General features: G+C 71.7%; 20 protein-coding genes. 9 read left to right on the top strand and 11 right to left on the bottom strand.

The features are described from left to right. Nucleotides 1–59: 59 nt before the first annotated feature. Nucleotides 60–1,277, bottom strand: a complete 1,218-nt coding sequence (locus ACIBBD_RS21195; protein WP_399420997.1) for a glycerophosphodiester phosphodiesterase — start codon at nt 1,275–1,277, stop codon at nt 60–62. Between the two features lie 382 nt (nt 1,278–1,659). Between ACIBBD_RS21195 and ACIBBD_RS21190 the strand changes: the two genes are divergently transcribed. Beyond that, nucleotides 1,660–2,331: a lysophospholipid acyltransferase family protein gene (locus ACIBBD_RS21190; RefSeq protein WP_399421034.1), complete on the top strand. Its 672-nt coding sequence runs from the start codon at nt 1,660–1,662 to the stop codon at nt 2,329–2,331. Between the two features lie 85 nt (nt 2,332–2,416). On the opposite strand, the gene ACIBBD_RS21185 is transcribed toward ACIBBD_RS21190, so the two are convergent. The 5 genes from ACIBBD_RS21185 to ACIBBD_RS21165 all read right to left on the bottom strand — a co-directional run bounded on the left by ACIBBD_RS21185 (nt 2,417) and on the right by ACIBBD_RS21165 (nt 8,453). After that, nucleotides 2,417–3,940: an MFS transporter gene (locus tag ACIBBD_RS21185; RefSeq protein WP_399420996.1), complete on the bottom strand. Its 1,524-nt coding sequence runs from the start codon at nt 3,938–3,940 to the stop codon at nt 2,417–2,419. Then, entirely contained in the window at nt 3,937–4,485 is a 549-nt protein-coding gene (locus tag ACIBBD_RS21180; protein WP_399420995.1) for a TetR/AcrR family transcriptional regulator, read from the bottom strand. Before ACIBBD_RS21180 ends, ACIBBD_RS21185 begins: the two co-directional genes overlap by 4 nt. Nucleotides 4,486–4,583: 98 nt before the next feature. Beyond that, nucleotides 4,584–5,555, bottom strand: coding sequence for an aldo/keto reductase (locus tag ACIBBD_RS21175; protein WP_399420994.1), 972 nt, complete (start codon nt 5,553–5,555; stop codon nt 4,584–4,586). Nucleotides 5,556–5,727: 172 nt separating this feature from the next. Continuing rightward, nucleotides 5,728–7,161: an argininosuccinate lyase gene (gene argH, locus ACIBBD_RS21170; protein WP_399420993.1), complete on the bottom strand. Its 1,434-nt coding sequence runs from the start codon at nt 7,159–7,161 to the stop codon at nt 5,728–5,730. A 71-nt stretch (nt 7,162–7,232) separates the two neighbouring features. Continuing rightward, a complete protein-coding gene (locus tag ACIBBD_RS21165) occupies nt 7,233–8,453 on the bottom strand; it encodes an argininosuccinate synthase (RefSeq protein WP_399420992.1) in 1,221 nt (406 codons plus the stop codon). 212 nt (nt 8,454–8,665) lie between these two features. On the opposite strand from ACIBBD_RS21165, the gene ACIBBD_RS21160 reads away from it, so the two are divergent. The 6 genes from ACIBBD_RS21160 (at nt 8,666) to ACIBBD_RS21135 (ending at nt 15,855) form a co-directional block, all read left to right on the top strand. Continuing rightward, nucleotides 8,666–9,532: a hypothetical protein gene (locus ACIBBD_RS21160; protein ID WP_399420991.1), complete on the top strand. Its 867-nt coding sequence runs from the start codon at nt 8,666–8,668 to the stop codon at nt 9,530–9,532. A gap of 209 nt (nt 9,533–9,741) precedes the next feature. After that, complete coding sequence (locus ACIBBD_RS21155; RefSeq protein ID WP_399420990.1) at nt 9,742–10,347, top strand: pyridoxamine 5'-phosphate oxidase family protein; 606 nt, start codon at nt 9,742–9,744, stop codon at nt 10,345–10,347. Between the two features lie 140 nt (nt 10,348–10,487). Then, nucleotides 10,488–12,179 (top strand): heme peroxidase family protein, encoded by a 1,692-nt coding sequence (locus tag ACIBBD_RS21150; RefSeq protein ID WP_399420989.1) that lies wholly within the window; start codon nt 10,488–10,490, stop codon nt 12,177–12,179. A gap of 267 nt (nt 12,180–12,446) precedes the next feature. After that, a complete protein-coding gene (locus tag ACIBBD_RS21145) occupies nt 12,447–13,829 on the top strand; it encodes a ferric reductase-like transmembrane domain-containing protein (protein ID WP_399420988.1) in 1,383 nt (460 codons plus the stop codon). 138 nt (nt 13,830–13,967) lie between these two features. Beyond that, entirely contained in the window at nt 13,968–15,062 is a 1,095-nt protein-coding gene (locus ACIBBD_RS21140; RefSeq protein ID WP_399420987.1) for an FMN-binding protein, read from the top strand. Nucleotides 15,063–15,117: 55 nt separating this feature from the next. Further along, the gene (locus ACIBBD_RS21135; RefSeq protein WP_399421032.1) at nt 15,118–15,855 is read left to right on the top strand and encodes an FAD:protein FMN transferase; all 738 of its coding nucleotides are present in this window, start codon (nt 15,118–15,120) and stop codon (nt 15,853–15,855) included. 257 nt (nt 15,856–16,112) lie between these two features. On the opposite strand, the gene ACIBBD_RS21130 is transcribed toward ACIBBD_RS21135, so the two are convergent. The 5 genes from ACIBBD_RS21130 to argC are packed head-to-tail and all read right to left on the bottom strand — an operon-like array spanning nt 16,113 to nt 20,964. Continuing rightward, nucleotides 16,113–16,658 carry an arginine repressor gene (locus ACIBBD_RS21130; protein ID WP_189936685.1) on the bottom strand — a complete coding sequence of 182 codons (546 nt, stop codon included), beginning with the start codon at nt 16,656–16,658 and terminating at the stop codon, nt 16,113–16,115. 7 nt (nt 16,659–16,665) lie between these two features. Then, a complete protein-coding gene (locus tag ACIBBD_RS21125) occupies nt 16,666–17,862 on the bottom strand; it encodes an acetylornithine transaminase (RefSeq protein ID WP_399421031.1) in 1,197 nt (398 codons plus the stop codon). An 11-nt stretch (nt 17,863–17,873) separates the two neighbouring features. Further along, nucleotides 17,874–18,791, bottom strand: a complete 918-nt coding sequence (gene argB, locus ACIBBD_RS21120) for an acetylglutamate kinase (RefSeq protein WP_399420986.1) — start codon at nt 18,789–18,791, stop codon at nt 17,874–17,876. After that, nucleotides 18,788–19,939, bottom strand: coding sequence for a bifunctional glutamate N-acetyltransferase/amino-acid acetyltransferase ArgJ (argJ, locus tag ACIBBD_RS21115; RefSeq protein WP_399420985.1), 1,152 nt, complete (start codon nt 19,937–19,939; stop codon nt 18,788–18,790). The genes argB and argJ overlap by 4 nt, the downstream gene beginning before the upstream one ends. After that, nucleotides 19,936–20,964, bottom strand: a complete 1,029-nt coding sequence (gene argC / locus ACIBBD_RS21110) for an N-acetyl-gamma-glutamyl-phosphate reductase (protein WP_399420984.1) — start codon at nt 20,962–20,964, stop codon at nt 19,936–19,938. Before argC ends, argJ begins: the two co-directional genes overlap by 4 nt. 118 nt (nt 20,965–21,082) lie before the next feature. On the opposite strand from argC, the gene ACIBBD_RS21105 reads away from it, so the two are divergent. Together ACIBBD_RS21105 and ACIBBD_RS21100 are read left to right on the top strand one after the other, a co-directional pair. Next, complete coding sequence (locus ACIBBD_RS21105) at nt 21,083–21,562, top strand: hypothetical protein (RefSeq protein ID WP_399420983.1); 480 nt, start codon at nt 21,083–21,085, stop codon at nt 21,560–21,562. Between the two features lie 20 nt (nt 21,563–21,582). Beyond that, nucleotides 21,583–22,281 (top strand): hypothetical protein, encoded by a 699-nt coding sequence (locus tag ACIBBD_RS21100; protein WP_399420982.1) that lies wholly within the window; start codon nt 21,583–21,585, stop codon nt 22,279–22,281. Nucleotides 22,282–22,293 lie beyond the last annotated feature (12 nt).

Below are 22,293 nucleotides of genomic sequence, written 5' to 3'. Positions count from 1 at the left end.
CGACGCGCCGCCCGGGCGGTGGGTTGCCCGGGCGGCCGGTTGTCACCCCAACGGGTCGGTCAGCCGTTGACGTGCTCCTCGCGGGCCAGCAGGCCCGTGTCGGGCTGGTCGGTGAAGACGCCGTCGATGCCGGTCGCGAAGTACGTCCGGTAGGCGCCGAAGACGTCTCCGTAGGCGTCCGCGTCGGTGCCCTTGCGGAAGTTCGCGGGCAGGAAGGGGTTCTCGTTGCGCAGGGTCCAGGGGTGCAGGACCAGGCCGACCGCGTGGGCGTCCTTCACCAGCGTGGTCGGCGTGGTGAGGTTGCCGTTCGCGTCCCTCGGGATGATCAGGTCGAGGGTGGGGCCGATGCCCTGGGCGTAGCCGGCGATCTCGCGGAGCCCCTTGCGGGTGACGAGGTCGGCGACGGTGCGCGGGTCGCCGGTCTCCACGAAGTCCCAGGGCCGGGTGGTGGCGCCGGAGAGCAGGACGACGAGGGGGGTGTCGACCAGCTTGTTCAGGCGCTGGATGCTGGTCGGCTCGAAGGACTGCAGGATGACCGGCGCGTTCTTGCCGTCCTTGCCGTGCCGGCGCAGCAGCTTGGCGACCCGCTCCTCCAGGCCCAGGCCCAGCTTGCGGAAGTAGGTGGGGTGCTTGAGCTCGGGGTAGATCCAGACCTGCTTGCGGCGCGCCCGGGTCTGCTCGTCCTGCCACGTCAGGACCTCTTCGAAGGTGGGGATCTCCCAGCGGCCGTCGTAGAGGGTGTTGTGCGGGCGGTTGGCCGGGATGCGCTCGGTCGCGCGCAGGGTCTTCAGCTCGGCGAGGGTGAAGTCCTCGGTGAACCAGCCGGTGGTGGGGACGCCGTCGAGGAGCTTGGTGGTCCTGCGGTCGGCGAACTCGGGGTGGCTCGCCACGTCCGTGGTGCCGCCGATCTCCGGCTCGTGGCGGCAGACGAGGTGGCCGTCCCTGGTGGGGACGAGGTCGCCGGCCTCGACGATGTCGGCGCCCAGGTCGAGGGCGAGCTCGTAGGCGCCGAAGGTGTGCTCGGGCCGGTAGCCGCTGGCGCCCCGGTGGCCGATGATCGTCGGCACGGGCAGGCTCGCGAGGCCCTTGCCGCCCTGTCCGGCGCCGTGCCGCGCGTCGGCGGCTCTCGCGGTGCCCGTCAGGCCGAGGGCCGTTCCGGTGGCGCCGAGTGCGGCGGCAGCTCCGAGGAACGCCCGCCGTCCGCTTCCGCCCGCCCGGTTGTTCGACTCCTGCGCGTCCTGCGCCCGCTGCGACTCCTGCGACTCGCGCGTTCCCATGTGCGGCCTCCCTGCCGTCGGCTCGTCCGTGCGCGCCGATCGTAGGGGCGTGCACATGACCGGAGGGAGGCTTCGGCTCGAACACGGGGATGACAGCGAATGGCGTATGCCCTGCGCAGATGTGACGTCCCGTCGGATTCGGCGCGGCGGGGTGGGGTAGCCGGTCGGGTGCCGGCGGTGCGAGCGGGTCCCGGCGTGCGGGACGGGCTCCCCACCTCGTTCCGTTCGTGTGACGGACCCGCGTCGAGGCACCCGTTCAGGTAAACGTACGTCAACAGTGCGTAAGGCCTCGGTGAACCCGATGTGCGGTGGCCGGGGCCCCGCGAGTATCGTCCTCACCTGCACAGACTCATACCGCTATCCCTTGACATCGGAGGGCTCGTTGTCCCGCTTCGCGCTCATCAAGGCAGTGCTCGGACCGGTCATGCGCCTGATGTTCCGCCCCCGGGTCGAAGGCGTGGAGCACATCCCGGGCGAGGGCCCGGTCATCCTGGCCGGCAACCACCTCACCTTCATCGACTCGATGATCCTTCCGCTCGTGTGCGACCGGCAGGTCTTCTTCATCGGCAAGGACGAGTACGTCACCGGCAAGGGGATCAAGGGCCGGCTGATGGCCTGGTTCTTCACCGGCGTCGGCATGATCCCGGTCGACCGCGACGGCGGCAAGGGCGGGGTCGCCGCCCTGATGACCGGGCGGCGGATCCTGGAGGAGGGCCGGGTCTTCGGGATCTACCCCGAGGGGACCCGGTCGCCCGACGGCCGGCTGTACCGGGGGCGCACGGGTATCGCCCGGCTCACCCTGATGACCGGCGCGCCGGTCGTGCCGTTCGCGATGATCGGCACGGACAAGATCCAGCCGGGCGGGTCGGGGATGCCCCGGCCGAGCCGGGTCACCGTGCGGTTCGGGGAGGCCATGGAGTTCTCCCGGTACGACGGGATGGACCGGGACCGCTATGTGCTGCGGGCGGTGACCGACTCCGTGATGGCCGAGGTGATGCGGCTGTCCGGGCAGGAGTACGTGGACATGTACGCCACCAAGGCCAAGGCGGCCTAGCGCCTCGGGCGGTTCGGCCGTGCCCGCGGTGCGGCTCCGTCGTGGTGTCTCGCGCGGTTCCCCCGTGTCCCTCGGGCCGCTGCGCTCATCCGGCGTTCTCCAGGTGCTGGTTCCTCAGCAGGAACCATGCCGCCACCGCGGTCGCCAGCAGGACCACCGCGCCCGCGCCGGCCGCCATGCCCAGGCCGTCCACGAAGGCCGCGCGGGCCGAGACCAGCAGCTCCTGGGCCGTCTGCGACGGCAGATGGCCCGCCGCCTCCACGGCTCCGCCCAGTGACTCGCGGGCGCCCTCCGGGGTGCCGGCCGGGCCGGTGAAGTCGCGGTACACGCCCGTCACGATCGAACCCAGTACGGCGATGCCGAGGGCCGCGCCCAGCTCGTACGCCGTCTCCGAGACCGCGGAGGCCGCGCCCGCCTGTTCCTTGGGGACCGAGGACAGGATCACGTCGGCGGTCACCGTGAAGGAGAAGCCGGCGCCCACGCCGACGACCAGCAGGGCGGCCCCCAGCAGCGGATAGCCGGTGGACTCGTCGATCACGGTCAGGGCGGCCAGGGCCAGGCCGATCGCCGCCAGGCCGCCCGAGACGACGGCGCGGACCGAGAGGCGTCGGGCGGCGCGGCCCGCGATCAGTCCGGCCGCCACCGCGCCGACCGCGGCGGGCAGCTCGGCCAGGCCCGCCTCGAAGGGGCGCCTGCCCTGGACGAGTTGCAGGTACTGCGAGAGGAAGAAGATCAGGCCGGACAGGCCGAGGACGGTCAGCAGGTCGGCCAGGACGGCGCCGCTGAAGCCGCGGTTGCGGAACAGCCGCATGTCCAGCAGCGGGGCCGGGAGCGTCAGCTGGCGGCGTACGAATCCGTACAGCGCGGCCGCGCCCAGCAGGCCCGCGGCGAGGGGGGCCGGGGTGAGGCCGTGGGTCGCGGCCTCCTTGACGGCGTAGACGACACCGATCATGCCGACGAGCGACAGCACGACGCTGGTCAGGTCCCAGGGGCCGGGGTTCGGATCGCGGGACTCGGGGAGGGTCCTGATGCCGACGAGGACGAGGACCACCATCACGGGCAGGTTGATGAGGAAGACCGAGCCCCACCAGAAGTGTTCGAGCAGGAAACCGCCGACGATCGGGCCGACGGCCGTGCCGGCGGAGGCGGTGGCGCCCCAGATGCCGATGGCGAGGCTGCGCTCGCGCGGGTCGTGGAAGAGGTTGCGGATCAGGGCCAGCGTGGCCGGCATCAGTGTGGCGCCGGCGACGCCGAGCAGCGCCCGGGCCGCGATCAGCATCTCCGGTGTCGTCGCGTAGGCGTTCAGCACGGACACGGCGCCGAAGGCGGTGGCGCCGCCGAGCAGGATCCGCTTGCGGCCGATGCGGTCGCCCAGGCTGCCCATCGACACCAGCAGTCCGGCGATGACGAAGGAGTAGACGTCGCCGATCCACAACAGCTGGGTGCCGGAGGGCTGCAGGTCCTCGCTGATGTACGGGGTGGCGAGACCGAGGACGGTCGCGTCGACGGCAACGAGCAGCACGGCGAGTACGAGGACGGACAGCGCGAGCCAGCGGCCCGGGCGCCTCACCGCCTCGGGCGCGGTCGCCGGCTGCAGGGTGCTGGTCATGGTTCCTCTCTCCGTAGTGCGCCGCCGAGCAGCAGCTCGACGATCAGGTGGGTGAAGTCCTTGCGGGCGACCCGGCCGTCCTGCATCGCCCAGGCGCACGACGCGATCAGTCCGTAGAGCGCCTCGGTGAGCCAGGCCGGGCTCAGGTCGATGCGGAACTCGCCGGCCTGCTGACCGCGCACGAACACCGCGCCGATGCGGGTGTCGAGACGCAGCCAGCCCTCGTCCGGGCCGCCCTCCCAGAGCTGGTTCTCGCCGTAGAGGAAGGCGAGCAGCCCGGCGGCGGGCTGGATCTCGCGCACGAGTCTGCGTACGGCCTCGGTCGGGGAGCCCTCCTCCAGCCGGGCCGCGTCCAGGGCGGCCTCGCACTCCTGGATGCCGAGCGCCTCCAGCGCGCGCACGAGCGCGTCGCGGCCGGCGAAGTGCCGGTGCAGCGTGGCCCGGCTGATCCCGGCGGCCTTGGCGACCTCGTCCATGGTCGCGGTGGATTTGCGGGTCAGCAGCGCCGCGGCGCTGCGCAGCACATGGTCACGATCGACAGCCATGAGACAACCATAACGCATATGAGACATTGATGTCTCAACCAGGCATGTATGACTTACTGCGGTCGCGTGTGACTCATCTGTTCGGCGTGGGCGGGTGATCAGTGCCAGGGCAGGCTTGCGCGCCGCTCCCAGTAGACCCGCGGGTCCTCCACCAGTGCGGCGAGGCGGTCCACCTGGTCCTCGTCGAGGTCGACGGCGGCCGCGTGCAGATTGGAGGCGAGCTGGGAGGTGGTCGCGGCGCCGGAGAGGACGACCCCGGCCCACGGCTGCCGGAGGACCAGGGCGAGCGCGACGGCGTCACAGCCGAGGCCGATCTCCTCGGCCACCGCCTTCAGGGCCCGCGGTGCGTGCGGCTCGGCGAGGCGTCCGTTGGCCATGCCCTCCTTGACGATCACCGTGAGCCCCGCCTCGTGCGCCTCGGCGAGGGCGGGGGCGGCCGAGGTCTCCAGGGCGTTGTACGTCGACTGGACCGTGCGGAAGAGGGGGGTGCCGTCGATTGTGATCGCGAGGGCGGCGCGGATGGCGTCGGCCTGGGCGGGACCGCTGGTGGAGAAGCCGAGGGTGAGGCCCTGGTCCGCCGCTTCCGCCAGCTTCGCGTGGAGTTCCTTGTCGGTGAGTGCGGGGCTGTCCGGGGTCACCGAGTGGATCTGGTACAGGTCGAGCCGGTCGCCGAGCAGCTCGGCCGTCTCGGCGCGCTGACGCTCGTACGTCCGCACGCTGTGGTCCTTGACCTCGTGTTCGTCCGCGTCGGTGGTCCAGTCGGCGGTGTAGGTGTAGCCCCATTTGCTGCCTACGACGATGTCGTCGACGTCGGGGCGGGCCCGGAGCCAGTCGGCGAGGAACTCCTCGGAGCGGCCGTAGGAGCGGGCGACGTCGACGTAGCGCACGCCCTGGGCGTAGGCGGCGTCGAGGAGTTCGTGGGTGCGGGCGCGCAGGGTCTCGACGCCGCGGTCCTCGCCGAGGTCGTGGTCCCGGCCTAGGTTGATGTAGCCGGGGCGGCCGACGGCGGCGAGCCCCAGCCCGACGTGGCAGGTCGGGGTCGTCGCTGAGGCGAGGCGGGCGAAGGGCATCGCGGGCTCCGTTCGGTCGGCTCCGGTACGGCGTGCGACCAACGTAACCCGCGATCACGCTCCGCCGGGTGAGCGGGGCGCCCGGGAACCGGGGCGCGCACCGCGCCGGCGGGTGCGGGTGCTCCGTGGCCGCTCGCGCGGTTCCAAGGCGCCCCTTCCAGGAGCGCTGCCCTCAGCCCTGCTTCTTGGCCGTCGCCCACTCGTGCTGCGCCGCCACGTTCGCCTTCACCTCGGCCAGCTGGACCGCCACCGCGCTCGGTGCCGTACCGCCCCGGCCGTCGCGCGAGGCCAGGGCGCCCGGCACGTTGAGGACGGAGCGCACCTCGGGGGTGAGGTGGGCGGAGATCTTGGCGAACTGCTCGTCCGTCAGATCGTCGAGCTCCTTGCCCTCCGCCTCGGCGACCTTCACGCACTCGCCGGCGACCTCGTGCGCCACCCGGAACGGGACGCCCTGCTTGACCAGCCACTCGGCGATGTCGGTGGCGAGCGAGAAGCCGGCCGGGGCCAGTTCCTCCATGCGCTCGCGGTTGACGGTGAGGGTGGCGATCATGCCGGTGAAGGCGGGCAGCAGGACCTCGAGCTGGTCGCAGGAGTCGAAGACCGGCTCCTTGTCCTCCTGGAGGTCACGGTTGTAGGCGAGGGGCAGCGCCTTGAGGGTGGCCATGAGCCCGGTCAGGTTGCCGATGAGGCGGCCGCTCTTGCCGCGGGCCAGCTCGGCGATGTCCGGGTTCTTCTTCTGCGGCATGATCGACGAGCCGGTGGAGAACGCGTCGTGCAGGGTCACGAAGGAGAACTCCTTCGTGTTCCAGATGATGATCTCCTCGGCGATCCGGGAGAGGTTGACCCCGATCATCGCGGTGATGAAGGCGAACTCGGCGACGAAGTCGCGGGACGCGGTGCCGTCGATGGAGTTGCCCACGCTGCCGTGCTCGAAGCCGAGGTCCTCGGCGACCGCCTCGGGGTCCAGGCCGAGGCTGCTGCCCGCGAGCGCGCCGGACCCGTACGGCGAGACGGCCGTGCGCTCGTCCCACTGGCGCAGCCGCTCGGCGTCCCGGGACAGGGACTGCGCGTGGGCGAGGACGTGGTGGGCGAAGAGGACCGGCTGGGCGTGCTGGAGGTGGGTGCGGCCGGGCATCGCCACGTCCGGGTGGGCCTCCGCCAGGCCGATCAGCGCGTCCTGGAGCTCGGCGATCAGACCGCCGATGATCCGGGCGTGGTCCCGCAGGTACATGCGGAAGAGGGTGGCGACCTGGTCGTTGCGGGACCGGCCGGCGCGCAGCTTGCCGCCGAGGTCGGGGCCGAGGCGCTCCAGGAGGCCGCGCTCCAGGGCGGTGTGGACGTCCTCGTCGGCGACGGTACCCACGAACGAGCCGTCCGCCACGTCCGCCTCGAGCCGGTCGAGGCCCGCGAGCATACGGGTCAGCTCGTCCTGCGTGAGCAGGCCCGCCTTGTGCAGCACGCGCGCGTGGGCGCGCGAACCGGCGATGTCGTAGGGCGCGAGCCGCCAGTCGAAGTGGACGGACGCGGACAGCTTCGCCAGGGCCTCGGCGGGACCGTCGGCGAAACGGCCGCCCCAGAGCCGTACGTCACCGCTGTTGCTGCTCACTGCGTTGCTCCTAGAGAGATACGGATGTGCCGCCGCCTCCCCACGACGTGACTGAGGAGGCGGCTGTCAGGCTAGTGCGTGGGAGTTCCCGGCGGCGCCTGCGCGAGGTCCCGCCGGGCCGCGATCTTCGACGACAGGCTGTGGATGTCGATGAAGCCCTTGGCCGCCGCATGGTCGAAGGTGTCGCCGGTGTCGTAGGTGGCGAGGTCGAAGTCGTACAGCGACGTCTGGGAGCGCCGGCCGGTGACGACCGCGCGGCCGCCGTGCAGGGTCATCCGGATGTCGCCGCAGACGTGCCGGCCGGCCTCGTCGATGAAGCCGTCGAGGGCGCGCTTGAGCGGGGAGAACCACTGGCCGTCGTAGACCAGTTCGCCCCAGCGTTGCTCGACCTGCCGCTTGTAGCGGGCCAGTTCGCGCTCGACGGTGACGTTCTCCAGCTCCTGGTGGGCGGTGATCAGGGCGATCGCGCCCGGAGCCTCGTACACCTCGCGGGACTTGATGCCGACGAGACGGTCCTCGACCATGTCGATCCGGCCGATGCCCTGGGCGCCCGCGCGCTCGTTCAGCTGCTGGATGGCCTGCAGGACGGTGACGGGCCTGCCGTCGACGGCGACCGGGACGCCCGCCTCGAAGGTGATGATCACCTCGTCGGCCTCGCGCGGGGTGGCCGGGTTCGAGGTGTACTCGTAGATGTCCTCGACCGGCGCGTTCCAGATGTCCTCGAGGAAGCCGGTCTCGACGGCACGTCCGAAGACGTTCTGGTCGACGGAGTACGGGGACTTCTTGGTGGTCGCGATCGGGAGGTTCTTCTCCTCGCAGAACGCGATGGCCCTGTCGCGGGTCATCGCGTAGTCGCGGACCGGGGCGATGCACGTCAGATCGGGGGCGAGGGCGACGATGCCGGCCTCGAAGCGGACCTGGTCGTTGCCCTTGCCGGTGCAGCCGTGGGCGACGGTGGTGGCGCCGTGCTTCTTCGCGGCGGCGACGAGGTGCTTGACGATCGCCGGCCGGGAGAGCGCGGAGATCAGCGGATAGCGGTCCATGTAGAGGGCGTTGGCCTTGATCGCCGGCAGGCAGTACTCCTCGGCGAACTCGTCCTTGGCGTCGGCGACCTCCGCCTCCACGGCGCCGCACGCGAGGGCGCGCTTGCGGATGACGTCCAGGTCCTCGCCACCCTGACCGACGTCGACCGCGACGGCGATGACCTCGGCGCCCGTCTCCTCGGCGATCCAGCCGATGGCGACGGAGGTGTCCAGACCGCCTGAGTAGGCGAGTACGACACGCTCGGCCACGGGTCTCTCCTCACAGTGCGTTCGCTGCCATGCATGATTATGCATCGCTCTGCATGATTCGTCAATCGAAGCCCCCGCACCCTCGGGGCCGCCCCGGTTCCGGAGAACTTTCTGAAAAGACTTTGAACAACGGCAACCGCTTTCCCGTACTCACGACCGAACGCCGGCGCCGCGTCAGTCCCACCCACTCCTGACCCAAGTGAGGCATCCGCATGTCCAGGGCTCTTCCGAAGTACAACAAGCGTCGTGTGGCGGTCATCGGCGGCGCCGCCGCTCTGGCGCTGACCGGCGCGGTGGTCGTGAACTCCGCCCTCGCCGGGGAGACGTCCAAGAGCAGCGGCACGAACGCCAGGACCCTCGCGTCCCCCGGCACGATCAGCTGCCCGGACGTGGCCTCGCGGCTGCCCGCCGTCCCCGCCTCCGCCAAGGCCGAGGTCGACCGCAACCTCGCCCTGCTCAACACCCAGATCGCCGAGGCCAACAAGCGCCTCGTCGACACCGTCGGCCAGGGCGGCCCCAACTTCGTCCAGAACGCCATCCTCGGCCCCCTCAAGGACAAGCGCGTCGCGACCGTCAACCGCATCGCCACCGCCATCGGCCGCACCGCCGCCAAGCCCCAGGGCCTGGACGCGCTGGCGCCGTGCGCCCTCAACGCGGGGGGCGCCGACGCCGGCGGCGCGGCGGCCCCGAGCGCGACGGCGACCCAGGGGGCCGGGAACAACGGGAACGGGAACGCCGGGAACAACGGGAACGCGGGCGGCAACGGGAACACGGGCAACGCCGGTGTCGGCACGATCAGCTGCCCGGACGTGGCCTCGCGGCTGCCCGCCGTCCCCGCCTCCGCCAAGGCCGAGGTCGACCGCAACCTCGCCCTGCTCAACACCCAGATCGCCGAGGCCAACAAGCGCCTCGTCGACACCGTCGGCCAGGGCGGCCCCAACTTCGTCCAGAACGCCATCCTCGGCCCCCTCAAGGACAAGCGCGTCGCGACCGTCAACCGCATCGCCACCGCCATCGGCCGCACCGCCGCCAAGCCCCAGGGCCTGGACGCGCTGGCCGCCTGCACGTTGAACAAGTGACGTGACCGGCCCGGTGGCCGCCCCGGTCCGAGCACCGGCCGGGGTGGCCACTCCGGTTGCGGCGCCGGCGGGGCGGCCGCTGCGGTATCCGCACCCGGGGTGGCCGCCGCGGTCCCAGCGCCGGCCGGGGCGGCCGCCGCGATGCCGGCCTTGCGGCATTCCCCCAATTCCTTAGACGCGCGAAAGACTCTCCCGGATAATCCTTAGGCATGGGAAAGACTTACGAGCGCATCGACGGCAGGCTCCGCACGTTCATCGAGGAGCAGCCCCTCTTCTTCACCGCGACCGCGCCCCTGGCGGCCGACGGCACGGTCAACCTCTCCCCCAAGGGCCTGAAGGGTTCGTTCGCCGTCGTCGACGAACACACCGTGGCCTACCTCGACTTCGCCGGCTCCAACGCGGAGACCATCGCGCATCTGCGTGAGAACGGCCGGATCACCCTGATGTGGTGCGCGTTCCAGGGGCCGCCCAACATCGTGCGGGTGCACGGCCGCGGGGAGCCGGTGTTCCGCGACGATCCGCGCTTCACGGAACTCCTCGCCCACTTCCCGGACATCGACCCGAGCCCGCACGGACTGCGCGCGATCATCCTCGTGCGTGCCGACCTCGTACGGGACACCTGCGGTTACGCGGTGCCGTTCATGACGTACGACGACGATCGCGACCTGCACGGGAAGCGGTTCGCACGGGAGGACGACGAGTCGCTCAGCGCGTACTTCGCGAAGAAGGAACACGTCGCGACGAGCATCGACGGACTGCCGGGCCTCCCGCTGCCCCTGCCCTCCTCCGCACCCTCACCTTCGCGCCCGATTTGACACCAACATGCCATGTGAGCCATGTGCACACACAGGTGATTCTTGGGCCATTTGACGGAATTCTCCCTTCCGTCGCTCGTGTCTCCTACCGTGGGCTCACACGTGCGCGCTCTCGCGCATCGGGACCACATGGGGGATTCATGTTCCGACCCGCACGCGAACCACAGAGCAAACGCCATGTCCGCTCCTCGTTCCACGTCGTCGGCGAGGGCATCCTCGCCGACTCCCCGGAGGGAGGCCCCGCGGAACCCCTGGCGCCTTCCACGGTGGCGGCCCTGCGCCGCTTCCAGTTCTCCCGGCTGGGGCCGAAGGCCAGGACGTCCCAGCTGCTCGACCGGGCCGCCCGTACGGAACTGGCCGAGGCGATGACCGACCCCGACCGGGACCAGCCCGACCAGGCCGGCGTACCGGCCGGGTTCACCTACCTCGGCCAGTTCGTGGACCACGACCTGACGCTGGACGCCACGGCGGTGCGCCTGGAGGACGAGATCACGGTGCGGGAGCTCCTCCAGGGCCGCTCTCCCGCGCTGGACCTCGACTCCCTCTACGGGCTCGGGCCCGGCCACCGCTTCGACCGCCGGTTCTACGAGGACGACGGACTCCGGCTGAAGTCCGGGACGACGCAGGGCGTGCCGGGGGACGCCTCCGTCGTCGGCCGGCCGCTGTCCGGCTTCGACCTGCCCCGCGTGGGCGCGGGCTCGCTGAAGTCCGAGCGGCGCCGGCCGCTGATCCCGGACCCGCGCAACGACGAGAACCTCGTCGTCGCCCAGATCCACGCCGCCTTCATCCGGTTCCACAACCGTGTGGTGGCCGACCTGGTCGACCAGGGCGTGTCGAGCGCGGTGCTGTTCGAGTCGGCGCGCGAGACGGTCGTCAAGCACTACCAGTGGATGCTGCGCCACGACTTCCTGCCCAGGATCGTCGACCCCGCCGTCGTCTCGGACGTCTTCGGCAACGGGCGCAGGGTGTTCGAGCCGGCCCCGGGCGAGCAGGACCGGCCGACGATGCCCATCGAGTTCTCGGTCGCCGCCTACCGGTTCGGCCACAGCATGGTCCGGGGCCGCTACAACTGGAACCGGATCTTCGACCAGGGCCGGGGCACGCTCGAGCTGCTGTTCCAGTTCAGCGGGACCAGTGGCATCCTCTCCCCGCCACCCGCCGATCCGACGGACCCCGAGGCGGGCGAGTTCGAACGCCTTCCCACCAACTGGATCGCGGATTTCCGGCGGTTGTTCGCCTTCGGGGAGGCGGTGCCGGACCGGACCGAACTCCAGGTACCCGCCGAGCAGTTCAACGTCGCCAAGCGCATCGACACCCTGCTGGTGAACCCCCTCGCCCAGCTCCCGCTCGGCTCCTTCGGCGGCCGGGGACAGCCGGCTCCCCCGGCCATCGAGCTGAACCTCGCCTTCCGCAACCTCACCCGGGCGTCGATGCTGCGCCTGGCGACAGGACAGCAGATGGTGGAGCACCTCGCCGACCGGAAGGTCGACGTGGAGCCGCTGACCGCGGCCGACCTCGCGGACGGTGGCGGCGCCCGGTTCTCCGACGCGCTCTCCGAGAAGCTCGCCAGGAACTGCCCGTTGTGGTTCTACGTCCTGCGCGAGGCCGAGGTGAAGGGCGCCGGCAGGCTGACCGGTGTCGGCGGGCGCATCGTCGCCGAGGTCTTCCACCGGGCCATCGAGGGCAGCCGGTACTCCATCGTGCGCGACCCGTTCTGGCGTCCCTTCCTCAGCCCCGTCCCGGAGCGCAACGCCGAGGACGTCTTCGGGATGACCGACCTGCTGCTGTACGCCTTCCAGGGGCGGGCGGATCTGCTCAACCCGCTGGGCTGAGCGACGACGGACAGCGGTGACCGCGGGTGGGCCGCGGGTGGGCCGGAGGTCGCGTCCCCCGGCCGCTCGTAAGCCTGTGAGGGGTGCGCCTCGCGTACGCCTGTGAGGGACGCGCCTCGCGCGAGGGGACGCAGCCGGTCCCGGTCTCCTCGCGCACGCCCGCCCCGGTCCCGTCGCGCACGCCGGCACGGGACTCGGCGGGACACTGAACACTCGGCGGAGTCGGCACGTATCTGTGGGCCAAGGGTCCGTACCCACGGAGGAACCGTGACCACGACGATCGCCGGCGGCCGTGCCGCCCGCCGCCAGACGATGCGCCGCATCCGTCCACGCCGCTCCCCGGCCGTCCCGCTGTTGATCGCCGTCTGGGCGGGCGCGGCGGGCGTGCTGTGGCTGTGGTGGAACAACACGCCGTCCATCGCGGACACCAACGGCATGATCCTGAACGCGGGGCGGATCACCGGCCTGCTCGCCGGGTACCTGATGGCGCTGGTCGTGCTGCAGATGGCCCGGGTGCCGGCGCTGGAGCGGCGGGTGGGCTCGGACCGGGTGGCGCGCTGGCACGCGATGACCGGCCGGTACACCCTCAGCCTCACCTTCGCGCACGTCTTCCTCATCATGTGGGGGTACGCGCTCCAGGCCGGCAAGTCGCTCGGTGACATCGTCCAGCAGACGGTCGACTCCGTGAACCAGCTGCCCGACATGGGCAAGGCCGCCATCGGCACCGGTCTGCTGCTGGTCATCGGGCTGGTCTCGATCGGCCCGGTCCGCCGCCGGATGCCGTACGACACCTGGTACCACGTCCACCTGATGACGTACGCCGCGGTGTTCCTGACGTTCTGGCACCAGATCACCACCGGCAACGACTTCGCCGTCGAGCCGGCCGCGAAGACCGCCTGGTACGCGCTGTACGGGTCGGTCACCGCGCTCGTCGTCTGGTACCGCATCCTCACGCCGATCCGGCTGAACCTGCGGCACCGCATGTACGTCGAGGCGGTCATCGAGGAGACGCCCGGCATCGTGTCGGTGCTCATCGGCGGGCGCAAGCTGCACCGGATCGGCGCGGAGGCCGGGCAGTTCTTCCGGTGGCGGTTCATGGCGCCGGGCATGCGGTTCAGCTCCCACCCGTACTCGCTGTCGGCGGCGCCCCGGCCGGAGCTGCTGCGGATCACGGTCAAGGCGATCGGTGACCACAGCGCGGCGCTGCGCGAGCTGCGGCCGGGCACCAAGGTGTGGGCCGAGGGCCCCTACGGCGCGATGACGGCGTCCCGGCGCAGCCGCGGCAAGGTGCTGCTGGTGGCCGGCGGGGTCGGGATCACGCCGATGCGGGCGCTGTTCGAGACGCTGCCGGGCGGGGCCGGCGACATCACCCTCCTCTACCGGGCCAACAGCACCCAGGACCTGGCCCTGTGGGACGAGCTGGCGAAGATCGCCGACGAGCGCGGGGCGCGGCTGATGTACGCGGTCAACAGCCCCGACGGGGAGCGCCCCGACATCTCGGCGGAGTCCCTGCGCCGCAAGCTGCCGGACATCGAGGAGCACGACGTCTTCATGTGCGGGCCGAACGGTTTCGCCCAGTCGGTGTACGAGGCACTGCGCGGCGCCGGGGTCCCCGCCCGCCGCATCCATCACGAGTCGTTCGAGATGTGAGCGACGGACCGTCCGGCGGGCCCACGGAAGCGGTCACGGAAACGGTCCACGGAGTCAAGCGGTGCACGCAATCAGGCGTTCCGCGGAAAACGGTCCACGGAATCACGGGAATCAGGAGCGATGAAGAAAAGCCACCCCATGCGGCGCATTGTGCTCGCCAGCGCTGCCACTGTGTCCGGGATCGTGCTGCTGCTGACGCTGAAGCCGTCGGACGACCCGGCCTCCTCGGCGGCCGCGGTGCCCCCGCAGTCCTCGGTCCAGGGCGGCGCCCAGGCGGCCGCGGGCAACGGCACGGTCACCGGTGACGTGGCCCAGACCCAGTACGGACCGGTGCAGGTCCGGCTGACCGTGGCCAACGGGAAGATCACCCAGGCCGAGGCCGTGCAGCAGCCCAAGGGCGGCCAGAGCGACCAGATCAACGCCGGCGCCGTGCCCAAGCTCAACCAGGCCGCGGTCGCCGCGCAGAGCGCCGAGATCGACTCCGTCTCCGGGGCCACCTACACCAGCGAGGGCTACAAGAAGTCGTTGCAGTCGGCGCTGGACAAGGCGAAGGCGAGCGCGGGGGCCTCCCAGGGGTCCGGTGCCGCCCAGGTCTCCGGCACCTTCACCGGTGACGCGGCGGACACCCAGTACGGGGCCGTGCAGGTCCGTATCACCGTCGCCAACAACAAGATCACCAAGGCTGAGACCGTCCAGGCGCCCAAGGGCGGCCAGAGCGACCGGATCACCGCCGACGCCGTACCCCAGCTCAACGAGGCCGTGGTCACCACGCAGAGCCCGAACATCGACACGGTCTCCGGGGCGACCTACACCAGCACCGGCTACAAGCAGTCCCTCCAGTCCGCGATCGACAAGGCGAACGCGAGCGCGGGAACACAGGGCTCGGGCTCTCAGGACTCCGGCGCGCAGGAGGCCGGGTCCCAGGGGTCGGGGTCGCAGGACTCCGGGAGCGCCCAGGCGTCCGGCACCTTCACCGGTGACGTGGCGGACACCCAGTACGGGGCCGTGCAGGTCCGTATCACCGTCACCGACGGGAAGATCACCCAGGCCGAGGCCGTGCAGCAGCCCAAGGGCGGCCAGAGCGACCAGATCAACGCCGGCGCCGTGCCCAAGCTCAACCAGGCGGCCGTCGCGGCCGGCAGCGCCGACATCGACTCCGTCTCCGGGGCCACCTACACCAGCGCGGGCTACAAGAAGTCCCTGCAGTCGGCGCTGGACCAGGCCGGTGGCTGACACGGTGGCCGAGTCGGCACAGACTCCCGCCGCGGTGCGTCACGCGGAGGAGGTCATGGGGACGGTCTTCTCCTTCGACGTCCGCGGCGGGGAACCCTCCGCGGTGCAGGCGGCACTCCGGGAGGCGGTCGCCTCGCTGCACCGCGTCGACGAGGTGTTCAGCACCTACCGCGAGGACAGCCAGATCTCCCGGCTGATGCGCGGGGAGACGAGCGTCGGGGAGTGCGACGCCGAGGTGGCCGAGGTGCTGGAGCTGGGCGCCGAGGCGGAGCGGGTGAGCGACGGCTGGTTCAGCATGCGCTACCAGGGCCGGCTCGACCCGACCGGGATCGTGAAGGGATGGGCCGCCGAGCGTGCGGCACGGATGATCGCCGCGGCGGGCGTGAGCGGGGTGAGCGTCAACGGCGGCGGGGACGTGCAGCTGCTGGGCGTGCCCGCGCCGGAGCGGCCGTGGCGGGTCGGGGTGTCGGATCCGCTGCGGCCGGGCGGGCTGGCGGCGGTGGTCTCCGCGGCCGGGGCGGAGGAGCTGGCCGTGGCCACGTCGGGGACGGCCGAGCGTGGGACGCACATCGTCGATCCGCGCACCGGCCGCTCCGCGGTGACCGACCTGGTCGCCGTGACCGTCGTCGCACCCCGGCTGACCTGGGCGGACTGCTGGGCGACGGCCGCGTTCGCGATGGGCTCGCGGGAGGCGCTGAGGTGGCTGGAGTCGCTGCCGGACGTGGAGGCGCTGCTGATCACGGCGGGCGACGAGGTGCGGTGTACGGGGGGCCTCGCCGCGCGTCTCGGCTAGAGGCCTGTCCGGCGGATCAGGCCGCAGCCGCGGGCGCCCCGCTCACCCGCGCCGACGGGGTGCCGCTGCGCCCGCCCGTGCCGCCCGGCACGGCTCCCCGCCACCGAGCGGACGTGAAGGGGCGCGGAGAGCCGCCCGACCAGCCCCGCACCCGCAGTCGGCGGCACGCACCCGCAGTCGGCGACCCCCGCGTCCACGCCTCTCAGTGGCCGTTCTGCGCCGGCCTCAGCAAGTGGTCGGCTCCGCGTGCGCCCCTCTCAGTGGCCGTTCTGCGCCAGCCTCAGCAAGTGGTCCGCCAGGGCCTGTCCGCCCGTCGGCTCCCTGCTGATCAGCAACAACGTGTCGTCGCCCGCGATCGTGCCGAGGATGTCGTGCAGCTCGGCCTGGTCGATGGCCGAGGCCAGGAACTGCGCGGCCCCCGGAGGAGTCCGCAGGACCACGAGGTTGGCCGAGGCCTCCGCCGAGATCAGCAGCTCCTGGGAGAGCCGCCGCATCCGCTCCTCCTTCGCCGACTCCCCCAGCGGGGCCCGAGGCGTACGGAAGCCGCCCTCGCTGGGCACCGCGTAGATCAGGTCGCCGTCGGTATTGCGGATCTTCACCGCGTTCAGCTCGTCGAGGTCCCGGGAGAGCGTCGCCTGCGTGACGCTCAGCCCGTCGTCGGCGAGCAGCTTCGCCAACTGGCTCTGCGAGCGCACGGGCTGCCGGTTGAGGATGTCCACGATCCGGCGGTGGCGGGCGGTGCGGGTCTGCGGCACGGCGGGCCCGTTGGCCCCCGGCTGCTCGTGGTCCTGCGCCTGGCTCATCGTCGTCTCATTCTCCGGATCGTCCGTCCCCGCTCACTGCGTCGAGGAGGCCGGGCAGTGCCCCGAGGAAGGCGTCCACCTCGTCGTCGCCGAGATTCAGCGGCGGCATCAGCCGGACGACGTCGGGGGCGGGCGCGTTCACGAGGAATCCGGCCTCCTGAGCCGCCTGCTGCACCTGGGGCGCGAGCGGCTCGGTGAGCACGATACCCAGGAGCAGGCCCGCGCCCCGGACATAATCGATCAACGGGTGGCCGAGGCCCTCGATTCCGTTCCGCAGCTTCTCGCCCTGCCGCTTGACGTTCTCCAGCAGACCCTCGTTCTCGATGGTGTCGAGGACGGCGAGCCCGGCGGCGCAGGCGATCGGGTTGCCGCCGAAGGTCGTCCCGTGCTGACCGGGCCGCAGCAGTTCCGCCGCCCGTCCGAAGGCGACCGTCGCGCCGAGCGGCAGCCCACCGCCGAGCCCCTTGGCCAGCGTCACGACGTCCGGCAGCACGCCCTCGTGGGCCTGGTACTCGAACCAGTGCCCGGTGCGGCCGATCCCGGTCTGCACCTCGTCCAGCACGAGCAGCGAGCCGGTGGCCGCGGTGATCGCCCGGGCCGCCTTGAGGTAGCCGGCGGGCGGCACGACGACGCCGTTCTCACCCTGGACCGGCTCGATGATCACCAGAGCCGTCTCCTCGGTCACCGCCGCGGCCAGCGCCTGCGCGTCGCCGTACGGGACGTGCGTCACGTCGCCGGGCAGCGGCAGGAAGGGGCCCTGCTTGCCGGGCTGGCCGGTGAGCGCGAGGGCGCCCATGGTGCGGCCGTGGAAGCCGCCCTGGGTGGCGACCATGTGGGTCCGCCCGGTCAGCCGGCCGATCTTGAAGGCGCCCTCGTTGGCCTCGGCGCCGGAGTTGCAGAAGTAGACCCTGCCGTCGCGGCCGAAGTGCCGGAGCAGCCGTTCGGCGAGGGCGACGGGCGGTTCGGCGATGAAGAGGTTGGAGACGTGTCCGAGCGACCCGATCTGCCTGCTGACGGCCTCCACGACCGCCGGGTGCGCGTGGCCGAGCGCGTTGACCGCGATGCCGCCGACGAAGTCGAGGTATTCCTTGCCGTCGGCGTCCCACAGCTTGGTGCCCTCACCGCGGACGAGCGGGAGCCTCGGGGTGCCGTAGTTGTTCATGAGCGCGCCCTGCCACCGCGCGGTCAGTTCCTGATTGCCCATGGCCGCGTTGCTCATGACGACTCCCCCTGTTCGCCCGGAATCTCGTCGGGCACGACCATCGTGCCGATGCCCTCGTCGGTGAAGATCTCCAGCAGGATCGAGTGCTGGACCCGCCCGTCGATGACACGGGCGGTGGTGACGCCGCCTCGCACGGCGTGCAGGCAGCCCTCCATCTTGGGGACCATGCCGGAGGACAGCTCCGGCAGCAGCTTCTCCAGTTGGGAGGCGGTGAGGCGGCTGATCACCTCGTCGGAGTTCGGCCAGTCCTCGTAGAGGCCCTCCACGTCGGTGAGGACCATGAGCGTTTCGGCGCCCAGTGCCGCAGCGAGTGCCGCAGCCGCCGTATCAGCATTGACGTTGTAGACATGTCCGTCGTCCTGGGAGCGGGCGATCGAGGAGACGACCGGGATGCGGCCGTCGGCAAGCAGGGCCTCGATCGCGCCGGTGTCGATCGAGGTGATCTCGCCGACCCGCCCGATGTCGACCAACTCGCCGTCGATCTCGGGCTGGTGCTTGGTGGCGGTGATGGTGTGGGCGTCCTCGCCGGTGAGGCCGACGGCGAGCGGTCCGTGCTGGTTGAGCAGACCGACCAGCTCGCGCTGGACCTGCCCGGCCAGCACCATCCGTACGACGTCCATGGCGTCCTCGGTGGTGACCCGCAGGCCGGCCTTGAACTCGCTGACGATGCCGTGCTTGTCGAGGGCGGCGCTGATCTGCGGGCCGCCGCCGTGCACGACGACGGGCTTGAGGCCGGCGTGGTGCAGGAACACGACGTCCTGGGCGAAGGCGGCCTTCAGTTCCTCGTCGACCATGGCGTTGCCGCCGAACTTGATCACGACGGTCTTGCCGTTGTGACGGACCAGCCAGGGCAGTGCCTCGATGAGGATCTGGGCCTTGGGCAGGGCGGTGTGCTTGCGAGTGGTGCTCATGACGAGTACGCGCTGTTCTCGTGGACGTAGTCGGCGGTGAGGTCGTTGGTCCAGATGGTGGCCGTCTGGGAGCCCGCGGCCAGGTCGGCGACGATGTGCACCTCGCGGTAGCGCATGTCGACCTTCTCGCGGTCCTCGCCGACACCGCCGTTCTTGCACACCCAGACGCCGTTGATGGCGACGTTGAGCCGGTCCGGCTCGAAGGCGGCGGACGTGGTGCCGATCGCGGAGAGCACACGGCCCCAGTTGGGGTCCTCGCCGTGGATGGCGCACTTGAGGAGGTTGTTGCGGGCGATGGAGCGGCCCACCTCGACGGCGTCGTCCTCGGTCGCGGCGTTGACCACCTCGACCTTGATGTCCTTGCTGGCGCCCTCGGCGTCCCGGATCAGCTGCTGGCCGAGGTCGTCGCAGACGGCGCGGACGGCGGCGGCGAACTCCTCGTACTGCGGGGTGACTCCGGAGGCGCCGGAGGCGAGCAGCAGCACCGTGTCGTTGGTGGACATGCAGCCGTCGGAGTCGACGCGGTCGAAGGTCACCCTCGTCGCGGCGCGCAGGGCCTTGTCCAGGGTCTCACCGTCGAGGTCGGCGTCGGTGGTGAGGACGACGAGCATGGTGGCGAGGCCCGGGGCGAGCATGCCCGCGCCCTTGGCCATGCCGCCGACGGTCCAGCCGTCCTTGGTGACGACGGACGTCTTGTGGACGGTGTCGGTGGTCTTGATGGCGATGGCGGCCTTCTCGCCGCCGTGCTCGGAGAGCTGGGCGGCGGCGGTCTCCACGCCGGGCAGGAGCTTGTCCATCGGGAGCAGCACGCCGATGAGGCCGGTGGAGCACACGGCCACCTCGCCGGCGCCCACGCCGAGCACGTCCGCGACCTTCTCGGCGGTGGCGTGCGTGTCCTGGAAGCCCTTCGGGCCGGTACAGGCGTTGGCGCCACCGGAGTTGAGGATCACGGCGGCCAGTTCACCGCTCTTGAGGACCTGCTCGGACCACAGCACCGGCGCGGCCTTGACGCGATTGGAGGTGAAGACGCCCGCGGCGGCGCGGCGCGGCCCGTTGTTGACCACGAGGGCCAGGTCCGGGTTGCCGTTCTCCTTGATCCCGGCGGCGATGCCCGCCGCCGTGAATCCCTTGGCTGCCGTGACGCTCACGGTGCGACTCCGATCGTGGAAAGTCCCGTGTCCTCGGGGAACCCGAGGGCGATGTTCATGCTCTGGACGGCACCGCCGGCGGTGCCCTTGGTCAGGTTGTCGAGGGCGCTGATCGCGATGACGCGGCCCGCAGCCGCGTCATGGGCGACCTGTACCTGGACGGCGTTGGACCCGTGGACGGACCCCGTGGCGGGCCACTGGCCTTCGGGCAGGAGGTGCACGAAGGGTTCGTCGGCGAAGGCCTTCTCGTAGGCGGCGCGCACGCTCTCGGCGGTGACCCCCGGCTTCGCGGAGGCGCTGCACGTGGCGAGGATGCCCCGCGGCATCGGCGCGAGGGTCGGCGTGAAGGAGACGGAGACCCGCTCCCCCGCCGCCGCGCTGAGGTTCTGGATCATCTCGGGCGTGTGCCGGTGGCCGCCGCCGACGCCGTACGGCGACATGGAGCCCATGACCTCGCTGCCCAGCAGGTGCGGCTTGGGCGCCTTGCCCGCGCCGGAGGTGCCGGACGCGGCGACGATCACGGCCTCGTTCTCGGCCAGACCGGCCGCGTACGCCGGGAAGAGGGCGAGGGAGACGGCCGTGGGGTAGCAACCGGGGACCGCGATGCGCTTGGACCCCTCCAGCGCGGCGCGGCCGCCCGGCAGTTCGGGAAGGCCGTAGGGCCAGGTGCCGGCGTGCGCGGAACCGTAGAACCGCTCCCAGTCGGCCGGGTCCTTCAGCCGGAAGTCGGCGCCCATGTCGACGACGAGGACGTCCGGGCCGAGCCGCTCGGCGACGGCGGCGGACTGCCCGTGCGGGAGGGCGAGGAAGACGACGTCGTGCCCGGCGAGGACCTCGGCGGTGGTCTCCTGAAGGACTCGGCCGGCCAGCGGCAGCAGGTGCGGCTGGAGCGTGCCCAGCTTCTGGCCCGCGTTGGAATTGCCGGTCAGGGCGCCGATCTCGACCTCGGGGTGCGCGAGGAGCAGGCGCAGCACTTCGCCGCCCGCATATCCGCTCGCTCCGGCCACTGCCGCACGTACCGCCATGGACTCCTCCTCTTGGATGGCATGACTATACGTTTCGCTGCACGTTTATGCAATCCATGCAGGGGCCGGGGCCCGGGGCGATCCGTGCCCACCCCACCGGGTTGCGTAACCTCCCGGCATGGGCAATGTCTTCCGGGCCGGGGCCGACAGCATGTACCTGTCCAACGGCGGCACGGAGGTCTTCGTCGAGGTGCTGACCCTCGCCGTAGCGGAGCTCGCGGAGCGGCCGTGGGAGCTGCGGTTCGCGGCGCTGCTGGCCCGGCAGGACCAGAGCGTGCTGGGCCGCGGAGCGGTCGGCTTCGACCTGGCCGAGCTGGGGTGGGGCGGCACGGCCGGGGAACGGGCCGCGGCCAAGGCCTTCGTCCTCGCCGTGACCGGCCTGGCCGCGCGGCGGCACCGCTGGGAGGAGCTCGGTTACGAGCCGCCGTACGCGCCGGAGTACCTGCGCCGCTTCCGGGAGATCGCCGAGGGGTTCGAGCCCCCCGCCGGCGGCCCGCCCGGCGACGCGCTCCCGCCACCGGCCGTGGCCGGCTGTACGCGCCACCGGGTGCTGAGCGCGCTGCCGGACTGGGAGGGCTGCGTGTTCTGCCACCGGTGACGGCCCGGCATGATGATCACATGACACCGATCACCGGACTGGACCTCACCGGCTTCACCGAGCGTGAGCCGGGTGTGTGGACCGATGCGGCGGGGCTCGTCCTGTCGGTCCACTTCTTCCCGCTCGTGCCGGACCTGCCGGCTCCCCTGCACGAGACCGAGCGGCTGCGGGCCGGACTCGCGCAGGGGGTGGCCACGGCCGGTGGCGGACTCATCGAGGCGGTGCCCGGCACCGTGGACGGCGTCCCGGCGATCCGCCAGCTGGTGAAGATGCCGCTGTCCAGCCGGCCCGGGCAGGCCTTCCTCGGCACCTGGACCGTGCCGCGCGCCGGATGCAGCACCGTCCTGAAGGTGCAGGCCGCCGAGGGGGCGATGACCGGACTGCGCGAGAGCACGATCATGGCCCAGGTGGGGCCGGCCGACTACTTCCGGCCCCACCCCTACGCGGGCGGGCAGCTCGGCGGGCTGCCCTACCACGTCGGCGACCACGAGCAGTGGGACCCGCAGTTCCCCGACCACCCGCTCACCCTCGTCCGTGCGGCCCTGCACCGGCTCACGCCCACGGTCACCCTCGACGAGCGCTTCAAGACGCTGCCGCCGTTCGCCGGACCTGCCCCGCAGGCCGCCACCCCACAGCCCTCGCAGGCCGCCCCGCAGCAGTTCCCGCAGGCCCCGCAGGCGCCGAGCAAGCGGGGCTGGTTCCGGCGGAAGAACGGCTGACGGACGTCCCGG

The sequence above is a fragment of the Streptomyces sp. NPDC051315 genome, assembly GCF_044455165.1.
Classification (GTDB): domain Bacteria; phylum Actinomycetota; class Actinomycetes; order Streptomycetales; family Streptomycetaceae; genus Streptomyces.
Note: the sequence above shows the minus strand (reverse complement) of the source record. Positions and strands in the feature narration are given on the sequence as shown.

Excerpts from the sequence above, each read along its gene's own strand:
- ACIBBD_RS21155 (WP_399420990.1), top strand. The coding sequence starts at position 9,742 with ATGGGAAAGACTTACGAGCGCATCGACGGCAGGCTCCGCACGTTCATC.
- ACIBBD_RS21135 (WP_399421032.1), top strand. The coding sequence starts at position 15,118 with ATGGGGACGGTCTTCTCCTTCGACGTCCGCGGCGGGGAACCCTCCGCG.
- ACIBBD_RS21185 (WP_399420996.1), bottom strand. The coding sequence starts at position 3,940 with ATGACCAGCACCCTGCAGCCGGCGACCGCGCCCGAGGCGGTGAGGCGC.
- ACIBBD_RS21130 (WP_189936685.1), bottom strand. The coding sequence starts at position 16,658 with ATGAGCCAGGCGCAGGACCACGAGCAGCCGGGGGCCAACGGGCCCGCC.
- ACIBBD_RS21150 (WP_399420989.1), top strand. The coding sequence starts at position 10,488 with ATGTTCCGACCCGCACGCGAACCACAGAGCAAACGCCATGTCCGCTCC.
- ACIBBD_RS21180 (WP_399420995.1), bottom strand. The coding sequence starts at position 4,485 with ATGGCTGTCGATCGTGACCATGTGCTGCGCAGCGCCGCGGCGCTGCTG.
- argC (WP_399420984.1), bottom strand. The coding sequence starts at position 20,964 with ATGGCGGTACGTGCGGCAGTGGCCGGAGCGAGCGGATATGCGGGCGGC.
- ACIBBD_RS21175 (WP_399420994.1), bottom strand. The coding sequence starts at position 5,555 with ATGCCCTTCGCCCGCCTCGCCTCAGCGACGACCCCGACCTGCCACGTC.
- ACIBBD_RS21140 (WP_399420987.1), top strand. The coding sequence starts at position 13,968 with ATGCGGCGCATTGTGCTCGCCAGCGCTGCCACTGTGTCCGGGATCGTG.
- ACIBBD_RS21195 (WP_399420997.1), bottom strand. The coding sequence starts at position 1,277 with ATGGGAACGCGCGAGTCGCAGGAGTCGCAGCGGGCGCAGGACGCGCAG.
- ACIBBD_RS21105 (WP_399420983.1), top strand. The coding sequence starts at position 21,083 with ATGGGCAATGTCTTCCGGGCCGGGGCCGACAGCATGTACCTGTCCAAC.
- ACIBBD_RS21100 (WP_399420982.1), top strand. The coding sequence starts at position 21,583 with ATGACACCGATCACCGGACTGGACCTCACCGGCTTCACCGAGCGTGAG.
- ACIBBD_RS21125 (WP_399421031.1), bottom strand. The coding sequence starts at position 17,862 with ATGGGCAATCAGGAACTGACCGCGCGGTGGCAGGGCGCGCTCATGAAC.
- ACIBBD_RS21160 (WP_399420991.1), top strand. The coding sequence starts at position 8,666 with ATGTCCAGGGCTCTTCCGAAGTACAACAAGCGTCGTGTGGCGGTCATC.
- argB (WP_399420986.1), bottom strand. The coding sequence starts at position 18,791 with ATGAGCACCACTCGCAAGCACACCGCCCTGCCCAAGGCCCAGATCCTC.